Here is a 12,469-nt window from a genome sequence, read left to right on the forward strand (position 1 = left end):
TAACGCCCCCACCAAGCCTCCCTCGTACAATTATGAACAGAATCGAATGAGACATGGCCTGTACTTTCGCGAATAATGTGACAGGTCATGTCTTTTTGCGCTTTTTTCTGTAATTGTTATGATTTGAGGAGGTACTTACAATGGAAAATTCTATCTTATTTATGATTTTACTGCAGGTGTTTCTGATCCTGCTCAACGCAGTCTTTGCCAGTGCGGAGATTGCCGTAATTTCTATCAATGACGCCAAGCTGGCCCGAATGGCAGCGGAGGGAGACAAACGGGCCGTGCGTCTGGCTCGTCTGACCAGCCAACCGGCCCGCTTTCTCGCCACCATTCAGGTAGCTATCACTCTGTCCGGCTTCCTGGGCAGCGCCTTTGCGGCGGAAAACTTTTCAGACGGCCTGGTCAATTGGCTGGTAGGCCTGGGTGTGGGCATTCCCGCTGCTACCCTGGACGCCATCGCCGTGGTCATCATCACGCTGGTTTTGTCCTACTTTACCCTGATCTTTGGTGAGTTGGTTCCCAAACGGGTGGCCATGCGTAAGGCAGAGTCTCTGGCGCTGGGAATCTCCGGCCTGATCTCCGCCATCGCCAAGCTGTTTGCCCCTATTGTGTGGTTCCTGACCGCTTCCACCAATGCCGTCCTCCGCCTGCTTGGCATCGACCCCAATGCCGAGGAGGAGACCGTCAGCGAGGAGGAGATCCGCATGATGGTGGATGTGGGTACCCAGAAAGGCACCATTGACCACGAAGAAAAGCAATTCATCCAAAACGTCTTTGAGTTTGACGACTTGACCGCCGGGGAGATTGCCACCCACCGAACCGACCTGACCATTCTGTGGCTGGAGGAGAGCATGGAGGAGTGGGCCGCCACCATCCACAACAGCCGCCACACCCGGTATCCTGTGTGTGGAGAATCCGCGGACGATGTGGTGGGTATCCTCAATGCAAAAGATTACTTCCGCCTGACGGACCGGAGCCGTGAGACCGTAATGGAACAGGCGGTGGAGACTCCCTATTTGGTACCGGACAGCGTCAAGGCGGATGTACTGTTTCGCAACATGAAGGGCAGTTGTCATCCCTTAGCGGTGGTGCTGGACGAATATGGCGGCATGACGGGTATCGTCACCATCAATGATCTTGTGGAGCAGTTGGTGGGAGATCTGGGTGAGGAGGATGTATGCCGAAGCGATTTCCCCCTGATCGAGGCTGTGGACTCCGGCACCTGGAAGATCCGTGGAGAGGCGCCCCTGGAGGAGGTTGCCCAAACACTTGGTGTCACGCTGCCCTGCGAGGACTTCGATACCTTTAACGGACTGATCTTCGGGGCCATGGCCACCATTCCGGAGGATGGAGCCACCATCGAGGTGGAGACTGCTGGCCTGGTGATCCGGATCACCGAGATCCGAAATCATCAAGTGGTAACTGCGTTGGTTTGCCTGGCAGAGCCGCAGAACACAGAAAAGCCGGAACATAGAGATGAGCATGAGTAACCTGTCTTTAAAACCTGTCACCTATAAAAATCACAGAGCTGCAGAGGCACCGGAAGTATTCCCATACCAGACCGGGTTTATCGAAAGTGTTGCGGAATATATGAAAGAGGCGGATCAGCTGGCGGCGTGGCATCCCATGTGCATCTATGACAAAGATAGCATAATGGGTTTTACCATGTACTGAATGATTCAGGAGCCGGCGTATACAAGACTTTGGTTCGACCGCCTGCTGATTGACAAGCAGCATCAAGGTAAAGGCTATGCAAAGCCTGCGGTCCAGCTGATCCTACAGGAGATCTGTTCCCACTATCCCAATGCAAATATTTATCTCAGCGTGTACGCACAAAACCATCCGGCAATCGCTTTATATCGCTCCTTTGGATTTGCATTTACAGGCGAACTGGATACCAAAGGGGAAGAAATCATGATATATCGAAATGCCCTCTGAGAAAGTAGTTGTATCCAATATAAGCAGTATGTTTCGAGTAAAGCACGATACTACGCTTCTATTCCCATAAGAATCAGGCATCCCTCTCCGCTTCTTCCGGAAAGGGATGCCTGTCTGTTTCAAAGTGATTCAACTCGTATGCCAATTCCCATGCTAATTGGAATCCGCAAAGGAAACTGTCCATAGATCGTTCCTCTGTGATTAGGTTCTGTGCGTCCATGATCCGCAACACCAGTTTTCTCTCTGGCTTTTCCAATCTCTCAATGAGTTGTTGGTGGCAAGTTTCAATTTTCTGCTCAGACTCTGCCATAGGCAGTGGCGTGTAAAATCTGTAGTAGAATTTTTTCAGGGCGTTGTTCATATACTCTACCTCCTTGCAGCAAGACAACATACCACAGGTCAGTTTGAAAAGCCACCGAAATATTTTTCTCCAGCAAATGCGTTATAATCAATTTTTGCAGACCATACACCGCAGTCCGAGGGCAGAAAACTTACCACCTTGCGAGAGCCGGTAGTTGTCCTGTTAAATAAGAAATTAGAGCCTGTGGTGCTCCACAAGCCCTAATTTTCCCCATACACGGCGTTAAGCCCCATAGGTCCACATTGTGTACCTATGGGGCTTAACCCTTTGGGTGCTCTTTTATTTGGCGGAGATGGAGGGACTCGAACCCTCGCGCCAGTTTCCCGACCTACGCCCTTAGCAGGGGCGCCTCTTCACCAACTTGAGTACATCTCCATAGTGAAGTTAACCAATAAAATTATGAACTTGTTCGGAACGATGTTGGCGGAGAGAGTGGGATTCGAACCCACGGCTCTTTCGAGTCACCGGTTTTCAAGACCGGCTCCTTAAACCGCTCGGACATCTCTCCATATCGGTTGAACTGTAAGCTATTCTACCATATCCTTTCCCATTAGTCAAGGAGAAATTTTATCTTTTGAAAATACAAATCGGACAGACACCTTCCAGCGGCATCTGTCCGACTCAAATTCCATATTACAGGGGGTCAGTTGGATTCGGTTCCCTTCTGGCGGACCGGATCGGTAATTCCCATACCCGAACCCGACGGCGATACAAAGCTGAACAGCACCCGTCCCTCGGCGTCAGCGCCCAGGATTCGGGGTTCGGCATTGCTCACCTTCAGCCCGGTGGAGATCCGGTTCATGGCACTGCCCAGTTCCAGCACCTTCAGCTCAAAGACCACATTCTCCTCTCCGGGCTGGGAGACCTGCTCAAAGTAGTAGACCCGGTCATTGAGGATCAGCCGGGGGCCGGCCTCTGCGTTATCCGGCAGGATAAAGGAGAAGGTGGCATCACTTTCAAAGTAATGCACTGTACCGGCAATATACCCGGTGAGTTCTTCGGTGTCCCGGTTGGGATACAGCACTACCAGATAGTCATCGGTGCTGACCTCGGTGATCACTGTCCCGGGATAGATGGATACCCGCCGGCCTTCCAGCAGACCGGTGAGAACCTCTTCGTCCTCATCGTCCTTCTTCTGGTTCTTCCTGCGGTCGGCTTCCTGCTCCTCCAGCTTTTCTTCCAGCTCATCCAGATCATACCGGGTATAGTACAGGGTGCTGCCGTCCTGGACTTCCGCTGTCAGGATCGAGCTGCCCTGCTGGATAAACCGCGGACGTGCCAGACGGATCTCCGGCTCGCCCTCCGGCTGGGTGGGATGCGCTGCCAGCAGAATGGGCTCTGTATCCTCAGCCCGGAGCAGCCACAGTCCGGTGTCGTCCACATAGCAGAGCTGTTCCCCATCATCGGAGCAGTCATATTCCAGGCCCTGGGCCTCCTCGGGAAGCACCAGTTCCTCCACCTGGCTGAGCCGGCTGTCCAGCAGGATCACCCGGTCCTCAGCAAAGACCAGGACGCCCGTGCCATCCGCTGTGACCTCTGCCCGGAGCAGTGCGGAGGATTCCGGCTGTTCCGGAATCTCAGCCGAACGGATCACACCGCCGGTCCGGGGATTGACCCCATACAGGTACATCTGATACCCCGATGCGGTGTGCTGGATATGATAGAGGAGGATATTCCCATCCAGGATTCCCGCCTGGGTCAGGGCAAATTCCGCTTCGATCTCCGGAGTGATCTCACCGATCTGTCCGATGCTCAGGAAGTAGCCCTCCACCGACACCTGGGCCGGGTCGATGATCTGGCTGCGTTTGCTCACAAACCGGTAGCGTCCGTCTGAGCCGCAGACCATGGTAAAGTAATGGGTACGGGTGTGGACGCCGCCCTCGGTAAAGCCGACTTCGTTATAGTCATAGACCTCGGCAGTGAGCACGCCCATGAGGTCCCGGTGCACCGATACCAGACAGTATCCGCCATTCTCCGCCGGATCATCAAAGGCAGGCCGCTCACCGGTCAGCTCCGGGAGCTGTGCTGTGGAAAACAGCATGGACTTATCCTCTTCCCGGTAGTACCGGGTCTCCTTGAGCGAAACATTGGCGCCGTCCGCAAAGTAATACTGCGCCCGTCCCAGGAATTCCGAATAGGGGATCTGATACCAGCTTCCCTTCTGCCCGGTAATCAGATAGCCTTCAGCGGAACCGTCCGCGATCATCTGGTACAGGGTATACTTCGCCACCGATTCCGGCGGGATCTCCTGGGCCGAGTTGAAATCGGAATCCATCAGGGTCAGGCTGACAATATAGAAATATTCGTCCCACCAGGGCTGGAGTTCCTCAAAGGTCACACCGTCAGGGAACACAGTGTAGATATGCAGCCGCACCTGTTCATATACATCGGTGCTGACGGTGTAATAGCCGGTCTCCCCTGCGGCATTCACCGCCCGGGCAAAGACCTTTTCCTCGCCCCGGAGCAGGGTGATCTCCCCGCCGTCCGCAAACAGAATGCGGATGCCGCCGCTGTAATCCTGGATCTGGGCCTCCTCATTGGGGGAGAACCGGGCATGGGCCAGCAGTTCGATCAGCTTGGCAGAATCCGCCTCGCCCATCCGGGCATCCAGCAGGGCATTGCCATGGGTGACCGTCACAGTGCCGGTGTGTTCTGCCAGATCCGGAATCTCTGCCGGAGCCTTGGCGGCAAAAAAGCCGAAATAGACCGCAAGGCCCACCGCAATCACAAGCAGCAGACCCATTCCCAATTTGATTCTGTTCTTCAGTTCCATGGACATGTGCGTCAACCGTTCCTTTGGTTTATCCGTTCTAAAAAACTCCCACTTGCCGGAGAAAACAGTTCTCTGATCCAGCCCGGGTCAGACAGGGATTGTCCCGCTGTCCGGCTGGGTTAAGCTCCCCCATGCCCGTTCACCGGGCCGGGAAAGACAGAATGCCCCCTTTCCCAGGCCGCATCCGGCAGTCTGGTCCAGAGGCTCCGGGAACGCAGGAGCGTCCCCTCCGGAACTGCAAAAGCAGTCCGCTGCAGTCAGGCTATTCCACGGTTTTATACGGCAAATGGTATAATCATCCAGCTATAGAAGTGGTATAATAGCCGTCTTACGGCTATTATACCACATTTCCCAGTTTATGCATGGGTTTTCTTGTATTTATCCCCATAAAAAATTGAAAAATCCGACAGATGCGTATATACTGATATTCAGCAGAACGATACCGGAACAGACGGATGGTTTTTTCCGGCGTCCCGACAGGAGGGAATGAATTTGAACTGTGAGATTATAGCGGTGGGCGATGAGGTGCTCACCGGTGATATTGTGAATACCAATGCCCGGGAAATCGCAGCCGGGCTGGAAGATGCCGGTGTGCGGGTGCGCCGGCAGATTGTGACCAGCGACAATCCCGCTGAGATCCGCCAGACGCTGGCAGAGGCCTTTGACCGCAGCGATGTGATCCTGACCATCGGCGGCCTGGGTCCCACCTATGACGACATCACCCGGGAATCCGCGGCAGAGCAGATGGGAGTCCCGCTGGTCCGGGACCCGGAAACAGAGCGGCGCATCCGGGAGTATTTCACTGCCACAGGCCGGGAACTCACCGACAACAACTGGCGGCAGGCCATGATCCCCGAGGGCGGCGAAGCCCTGGTGAACCTCAACGGCACCGCACCGGGCATCTGGCTGGAGAAGAACGGCAAGATCCTGGTACAGCTCCCCGGCCCGCCCCGGGAATGTCTGCCCATCTTCCGGGAATCGGTACTGCCCCGGCTGCGTGAGCGCACCGGTCAGAAGCGGGTGACCCGGTCGGTACGCATCTTCGGTATCCCCGAAGCGGCAGCCGAGAGCCGTCTGCATGACCGCATGACCGCCTCCCGGAACCCTGTCATCGCCCCCTATGTCAAGGATGGCGAGGTGGAGATCCGTCTGCGTGCCTGGGCCGATACCGAAGAGGCAGCCTATGCCCTCACCGAAGCCCCTGCCCGGGAGATTGCCGCCGAATTCGGCGACCACGCATACAGTCTGAACGGCGAGAGCCTTTCGGAAGTGCTGGTGCGCACCCTGCGGGAAAACGGGCTCCATGCCACCGCCGCGGAAAGCTGTACCGGCGGTATGGTCACCGCTGCCATCACCTCGGTTGCCGGGGCATCGGAGGTGTTTGACGGCGGTGTGTGCAGCTATGCCAACGCCGTCAAGGCCGGTCTGCTGGGCGTTTCGGAGGAGACCCTCCGGGAGCACGGCGCTGTATCCGAAGCCTGTGCCGCTGAAATGGCACGGGGTGTCCGGAAACTCATGAGAGCTGACCTTGCCGTATCGGTCACCGGTATTGCCGGACCGGGCGGCGGCACTCCGGAAAAGCCGGTGGGCACCGTCTGCTTCGGCGTCTCTACCCCCGACGGGGAATACACCCTCACCCGGCACTACCGCTCCCAGGGCAGCAGTGTCCGGGAGTCGAACCGGACCCGGTCCGCTCTGGAAGCCCAGTTCCAGCTGCTCCTTGCCGCCCGCAGGCTGGGAAAGAAACAGTAACCCATACGCATTTTTTGAACCATTGATCTCTGCCGGTGCAGCAGCCGGCCTGTCAGCGTCAGGAAGGGAAGTTTTGTCATGCATACCCAAGCACTCAAATATCTCAATGAAGAAAGGATGCTCAATATTGCCATGAGCGAGGCAGTCCGCCGGGGCAATGCGGAGATTCTCTCGGCAGAGCGGGGGGCTGTCCTGCTCCGGGAGAAAAACTCCGGCGTCTATATGCTCTATGCCCGGGACTATGCCCCCGGAGAGGCTCTGCTGAACCTGCTCCTGGAACGGGACGATGTCCGGGAGCTGAGCGTCACCCGGGCCGACCTCTGCCGCAAGGCGGAGGAACTGCTGGGACTCCGGCTGGATTTTGAATACTATCATGTGGCCTATCTGGAGAACCGTCCGCCGGAACCTGCGGGCCGTCTGGAGATCCGCACCCCGTCGGAGGAGCTGGCTGGCGTGATTGCCGATCACTATGAGCACCTCAATGAGGAGCAGGTGATCGCCCATATCCGCCGGGGACACCTGTTCGGCGGCTTCCTCGGGGACAAACTGGTGGGCTTCATCGGGGAACACCCCGAGGGCAGCATCGGCATTCTGGAAGTACTGCCGGAATTCCGCCGGCACGGCTATGCCTATGATCTGGAGAGCTTCATGATCGACCGGCACTTCAACCAGGGCAAGATCCCCTTTGCACAGATCTCCACCGACAACGAGAAATCCCTCTCCCTGCAGCGCAAGCTGGGTATGACCCAGGCAGAACAGTCCTGCTTCTGGCTGGCCCGGCGCTGACTGTCCATCATAAAAAAGAACCGGCGCCCCTGCATGGAAGCGCCGGTTTTTCTGTTCTGTCTGGGGTCATTCCCCGTCCGGGACAGGGGTGTCCGGGTCTGCTGCCCGGTCGGGCTCTTCCGGCTCCGGCAGGGCGGTGTATTCCTCCGGCTCGTCCAGTTCCAGGATCTCCCGGGCGGTGGAGCTGTCCAGGGTCTCCACGTCCTTGAGCCGCCGGCGGATCTGCCGGGTGCGCACGCCCACCAGCTTGTCCAGCTCCCGGGAAGCCTGATCCAGCCGGTTCTGAGTGAGGGTGAGCACCTTCTCGAAGCTCTCGAACTCGGTGCGCACTGCCCGCAGCACCTCCCAGACCTCGCTGCTCCGGCGCTGGATTGCCACACTGCGGAAGCCCATCTGCAGGCTGTTGAGCAATGCCGCCATGGTGCTGGGGCCAGCGATGTTGATCATATAGTCCCGCTGGAGCACCTCCACCATGCCCCGGTTCACCAGCTCGGCATAGAGTCCCTCGAAGGGCACGAACAGGATACCGAATTCGGTGGTGTGCGGCGGGTCGATGTACTTGTCATGGATATCCTTGGCGGACTGCCGCACCCGGGCGGTGAGCACTGCCGCTGCCGCATCCACTGCCGCGGCGTCCCCGCTCTCATAGGCGTCCCGGAGCTGGGCGTAGGCGTCGCCATGGAACTTGGCGTCGATGGGCAGATAGGTAAAACTTCCATCCAGGTTGGGCAGCTTCACCGCGAATTCCACCCGCTCCCGGCTGCCCGGACGGGTGGCGACATTCTCATCATACTGTTCCGGGGCCAGGATCTCCCGCAGAATGGAGCCCAGCTGGATCTCCCCGAGAATGCCCCGGGTCTTGACATTGGAGAGCACCTTCTTGAGGTCGCCTACACCGGCTGCCAGGGTCTGCATCTCGCCCAGGCCTTTATAAACCTGCTCCAGCCGCTCATTCACCAGCCGGAAGGACTGGGTCATGCGCTCCTCCAGGGTGCGCTGCAGCTTTTCGTCCACTACGCCCCGCATCTCGTCCAGCTTTTCGGCGTTCTGCCGCTGCATGGCCAGAAGCCGCTGTTCGGTGGTCTGGCGCACCTGCTCCAGCTTCTGTTCGTTCTCCATGGCAAAGCTCGCAAACCGCCGGTCCAGACGGCTGAGCTGTTCCGCTGTCACTTCCTGCATCAGCCGCTGGTTGTCGGTGAGCACCTTGGCCATCCGTTCGGTGCTGCGGCCCACTGAGTCATCCAGTTCCATCTTGAGCCGGCTCAGTTCCCCGGCGCTCACCGTCTGCTGGCGGCGCAGTTCCTCAGCCAGGCGGTCAAATTCCGCCTCCTGGTCCCGGACGGTCCGGTTCTGCCGCACCAGCAAAAGAATCACCAGCACCAGCAGCACCGCTGTCAGCCCGGTGAGCAGATAGAGAAGATATTCCATCTCCTTTCCACCCCTTCTTCAAAAAATCTGTTCTCATTGTAGCATATTTTATCCCCGCCGCCCAGCCCGGTCAAAAAACTCTGTCCTGCCCTTGCAATAATTTTGCCCATCGGGTACACTATTGTAATGCGGCCGGTCAGTAAATGTCTGCCGGCTGGGTACACAAACCAAATTTATCAAAAAACAAGGAGTTCATTCTCATGAAAAAACTGCTTTCCGCTGCTCTGGCAGCCGTACTGACCCTTTCGCTGGCAGCCTGCTCCAACGCTCCGGAGACCAAGGAGTATACCACTGAAGAGCTGTCCCAGATCCTGTCCTCGGCTATTTCGGAGAATTCCGACGGTATGGCGGAGGTCATCACCACCGATTCGCTGAATGCCGCCATCGACTGGCTCACCGCCAACAAGGGCATGAGCGAGGACGAGGCCAACACCTTCATGGAGGAGTACAATGCTCTGCCCTATGAGGACATCGACGCCACTCTCACTGAGAAGGGCTTCACCGCTGAGGAGATCGCAGCCTTCCAGCAGGCTGAAGGCACTGCCCGTTCCTCCCAGATGATCTTTGAGACCCTGGGCCTTTCCGCTGAAGATATTGAAGCCGGTGCCCTGTCCATTTCGCTGATCAATGTGCGTGCCTACGGCATGGCTCTCATCAAGCCGGCTGAGGGCAAGGAGGAGACCGTTCTCTCTGCCTGCCAGAACTTTGTAGAACTGCAGCAGAAGAGCTTTGAAACCTACCTCCAGGATCAGTATGCCATTGCCAAGAACGCCAAGTGCGAGACCATCAATGGCTATGTGGTTATGGTGATGGGTGAAAATTCCGACGCCATCTACCAGTCCATCAGCGATACCCTGAACGCCAAGTAAAAAATCCCTCCCTTATGGAAAGCAGTATGGCCGTCCGGCTGTACTGCTTTTTTCTGTTTTATGGAGAAAACGCTTTGCAGCCGGGACAGCCCATGCTACAATAGAGAAAAAGGACTGAAAGGAGCGACCCTGTTATGCAGGAACTGATGCAGAAACATTATGAACAGCTGGCCCGGGCGACCATCACCCAGCTGCGCCGCCGGGGCTTTGAGGCCGAGTGGTTTGCCACCGCCGAGGAGGCAAAGGCCGCGGCGCTGCGGCTGCTGCCCGAGGGCTGCACGGTGGCCTGGGGCGGCTCTGCCACCATCCGGGATATGGGGCTCACCGAGGCGGTCCACGCCGGGAACTGGAAGGTGATCGACCGGGATCTGGCAAAGACCCCGGAGGAGCGGGCAGAACTGCACCGGCAGGGACTGCTCTCCGACTGGTATCTGATGAGTGCCAATGCCATCTCGGCGGAAGGAGTGCTGGTGAACATCGACGGCACCGGCAACCGTCTGGCGGCGCTCTGTTTCGGGCCGAAGCAGGTGCTGGTGCTGTGCAGTGCCGGCAAGATCCAGCCCACCACCGAAACAGCGGTGAGCCGTGCCCGGAACACTGCCGCCCCGGCCAATGCCCTGCGGTTCGGCGGAAAGACCCCCTGTGCCGCGGACGGCCTCTGCCACAACTGCCTGAGCCCGGACTGCATCTGCAACCAGATCCTGCTCACCCGGGCCTGCCGTCCTGCCGGACGCATCCATGTCTTTCTCATCGGTGAGGAACTGGGGCTCTGATTCCCGGCAGATAAAAAACACCCCCGGCTGCCCGTTCGGAACGAGTGGTCGGGGGTGTTCTGCATATCGGGAAAAATCAGGCGGGCTGGGCTGCTTCGCCGGGACGGGGGATCACCCGCCGGGCTTCCAGCAGGGTGCGGGCATAGAGTGCATTGCCGCCCCACACATAGGGAATGGTGTAGAACAGCGGCAGCATGAACAGCGAGAAGAGCCACCAGCCAATGAAGCTGAACTGGAACCAGGCATAGCTGGTCTTGAAGCCGCGGGTGGCCTGGATGGACTCCCGGATGGCCTGCCGTGCGGTGAGGCTGTCCTGACGGATCACCAGATAGGGCGCCAGAGCGTACCGCCGGGTGAAGATCCAGGCGGTGATGCCGCCGAGGATCAGCAGGCAGACGCCCATTGCCATGCCCATGACTGCCATGATCCGGTCCAGGGAGCTGGGGTTTCCCCGGGTAAACAGCTCACTGGCGCCGATCATCAGGCTGCCGGGCAGGAGCAGCAGGGTGGTATAGAGCCAGCTGCGCACCGCGATATTCAGATAGAGCCACACTGCCCGGAAGAACCGGCGGGGGCTGCGGTAATGGCGGAACACCGAACCCATATCGTTTTCGCAGATGCCGTAGCTCAGGCCGGTGAGCCATTCCGAGATGCCCAGCAGCAGCGGACAGAGCAGCAGCAGTTCCACCAGCCCCACACTGAGGGTCAGGGCAGTGGACGCTGCCAGACGGGCCGGGGTCAGGGCGGAAAGACTGCTGCGGTAGATGGTGAGCAGCGTTCCCAGTCCATAGGTCCCGGTGAGCCCGCCGATGGCGCTCTCCAGCATGGACCCCAGCAGCAGCACTGCCATCACGGTCACCGTGAGCGCCACTGCCTTGCCCCAGTTGCGCCGGAGCATATCCCGGGTGTTGCGCCGGATCATCTCATTCAGATAGTTCATACACAGAAATCTCCTTTGCCAGTCATACTGCTGCCCCTTTTGTGTTTCTCTGGAAAGTATGGGCAGCAGAACCCGCAGTTTATGCGTCTTTTCCCCTGCGGCGGGGGAATTTTATTCCTCGTCCTCCAGGTCTTCCAGATCCTCCAGATCCATGGCCCAGCTGCGGGTATCCCAACGGTTGTCCCCTTCTTCCAGCATGGACGGCACAGTATCATAGATCTCGAAGCTGTTGTCCCGCATCCACATCTGCGGCGACATCAGAATGGTATAGCCCTTGCCGTTTTCCACACTCCAGCTGCCCAGCTCCCGCTTGGGATAGCCGAAGGCAGTGAGCAGGGTCATGATCACACCGCCATGGGTGACCACTGCCGCACTGGTGATGCGGTTCTGCATCATATGGGCAAAGATCTCACTGAGTGCCTTCATCAGGCGTTCTGCCATCTGCAGGCCGGTTTCTCCTCCGGGAGGCGCATTGTGGGCGGAATCCGCCAGCCAGCGTCCGAAGTCCTCATTGTCCTCCAGTTCCGCCACCGACTTGCCTTCAAATTCGCCGAAGTCCATCTCCTGCAGGTCGTCCACCACCGTGAGCATATTGTTCGGATAGAGGAACTCCGCTGTCTGGATGCAGCGGCGCAGCGGTGAGGTGTAAACCGCTCCTACCCGGGGATATTCATAGGTATCCCGCAGCCGGGACAGCTCATCAAATCCCTCTTCCGAGACCGGCATATCGGTCCGGCCCACAAACAGGCCCTTCTGATTGCCTTCGGTCTGTCCATGACGGATCAGATGCAGTTTATAGGTGATCATATCGATTCATTCTCCTTTGTACGCGTCCGGCCGGACAGC

Annotated in this window: 12 protein-coding genes and 2 tRNA genes; 7 read left to right on the forward strand and 7 right to left on the reverse strand. The window is 57.9% G+C overall.

Annotated elements, in window-relative coordinates:
* Window positions 1-161 precede the first annotated feature (161 nt).
* From H9X81_RS03130 to H9X81_RS11755, 3 genes are read left to right on the forward strand one after another with little or no spacing between them, the layout of a single operon-like run.
* The gene (locus tag H9X81_RS03130; RefSeq protein WP_243423965.1) at window positions 162-1,493 is read left to right on the forward strand and encodes a hemolysin family protein; all 1,332 of its coding nucleotides are present in this window, start codon (window positions 162-164) and stop codon (window positions 1,491-1,493) included.
* The gene (locus tag H9X81_RS11750; protein ID WP_243423967.1) at window positions 1,480-1,677 is read left to right on the forward strand and encodes a hypothetical protein; all 198 of its coding nucleotides are present in this window, start codon (window positions 1,480-1,482) and stop codon (window positions 1,675-1,677) included. The genes H9X81_RS03130 and H9X81_RS11750 overlap by 14 nt, the downstream gene beginning before the upstream one ends.
* Entirely contained in the window at window positions 1,678-1,941 is a 264-nt protein-coding gene (locus H9X81_RS11755; protein WP_243423969.1) for a GNAT family N-acetyltransferase, read from the forward strand.
* Between the two features lie 73 nt (window positions 1,942-2,014).
* Here the strand turns inward: H9X81_RS11755 and H9X81_RS03140 are convergent, their stop codons facing one another.
* The 4 genes from H9X81_RS03140 to H9X81_RS03155 form a co-directional block, all read right to left on the reverse strand.
* Complete coding sequence (locus H9X81_RS03140; protein ID WP_204719742.1) at window positions 2,015-2,302, reverse strand: DUF6809 family protein; 288 nt, start codon at window positions 2,300-2,302, stop codon at window positions 2,015-2,017.
* A gap of 284 nt (window positions 2,303-2,586) precedes the next feature.
* Window positions 2,587-2,677 (reverse strand) — tRNA-Ser (locus tag H9X81_RS03145).
* A gap of 46 nt (window positions 2,678-2,723) precedes the next feature.
* Window positions 2,724-2,810: transfer RNA gene (locus H9X81_RS03150), tRNA-Ser, on the reverse strand.
* Window positions 2,811-2,945: 135 nt separating this feature from the next.
* Window positions 2,946-5,045 (reverse strand): hypothetical protein, encoded by a 2,100-nt coding sequence (locus tag H9X81_RS03155; RefSeq protein ID WP_204719744.1) that lies wholly within the window; start codon window positions 5,043-5,045, stop codon window positions 2,946-2,948.
* A 522-nt stretch (window positions 5,046-5,567) separates the two neighbouring features.
* Between H9X81_RS03155 and H9X81_RS03160 the strand changes: the two genes are divergently transcribed.
* Window positions 5,568-6,827, forward strand: a complete 1,260-nt coding sequence (locus H9X81_RS03160) for a competence/damage-inducible protein A (protein WP_204719746.1) — start codon at window positions 5,568-5,570, stop codon at window positions 6,825-6,827.
* Between the two features lie 78 nt (window positions 6,828-6,905).
* The gene (locus tag H9X81_RS03165) at window positions 6,906-7,613 is read left to right on the forward strand and encodes a GNAT family N-acetyltransferase (protein ID WP_204719748.1); all 708 of its coding nucleotides are present in this window, start codon (window positions 6,906-6,908) and stop codon (window positions 7,611-7,613) included.
* Window positions 7,614-7,679: 66 nt separating this feature from the next.
* On the opposite strand, the gene H9X81_RS03170 is transcribed toward H9X81_RS03165, so the two are convergent.
* Window positions 7,680-9,041, reverse strand: coding sequence for a DNA recombination protein RmuC (locus H9X81_RS03170; protein ID WP_204719750.1), 1,362 nt, complete (start codon window positions 9,039-9,041; stop codon window positions 7,680-7,682).
* A gap of 200 nt (window positions 9,042-9,241) precedes the next feature.
* On the opposite strand from H9X81_RS03170, the gene H9X81_RS03175 reads away from it, so the two are divergent.
* Both H9X81_RS03175 and H9X81_RS03180 read left to right on the forward strand, forming a co-directional pair.
* Window positions 9,242-9,910 (forward strand): DUF4358 domain-containing protein, encoded by a 669-nt coding sequence (locus H9X81_RS03175; RefSeq protein ID WP_204719752.1) that lies wholly within the window; start codon window positions 9,242-9,244, stop codon window positions 9,908-9,910.
* Between the two features lie 134 nt (window positions 9,911-10,044).
* Complete coding sequence (locus H9X81_RS03180; protein WP_191392235.1) at window positions 10,045-10,683, forward strand: lactate utilization protein; 639 nt, start codon at window positions 10,045-10,047, stop codon at window positions 10,681-10,683.
* A 76-nt stretch (window positions 10,684-10,759) separates the two neighbouring features.
* Here H9X81_RS03180 and H9X81_RS03185 read toward each other — a convergent pair whose 3' ends face one another.
* Together H9X81_RS03185 and H9X81_RS03190 are read right to left on the reverse strand one after the other, a co-directional pair.
* A complete protein-coding gene (locus tag H9X81_RS03185; RefSeq protein ID WP_204719754.1) occupies window positions 10,760-11,623 on the reverse strand; it encodes a DUF975 family protein in 864 nt (287 codons plus the stop codon).
* A 111-nt stretch (window positions 11,624-11,734) separates the two neighbouring features.
* The gene (locus H9X81_RS03190) at window positions 11,735-12,430 is read right to left on the reverse strand and encodes a histidine phosphatase family protein (RefSeq protein ID WP_191392233.1); all 696 of its coding nucleotides are present in this window, start codon (window positions 12,428-12,430) and stop codon (window positions 11,735-11,737) included.
* Window positions 12,431-12,469: the final 39 nt, after the last annotated feature.

Source organism: Hydrogenoanaerobacterium saccharovorans (assembly GCF_016901815.1).
Lineage (GTDB): Bacteria > Bacillota > Clostridia > Oscillospirales > Ruminococcaceae > Avimicrobium > Avimicrobium caecorum.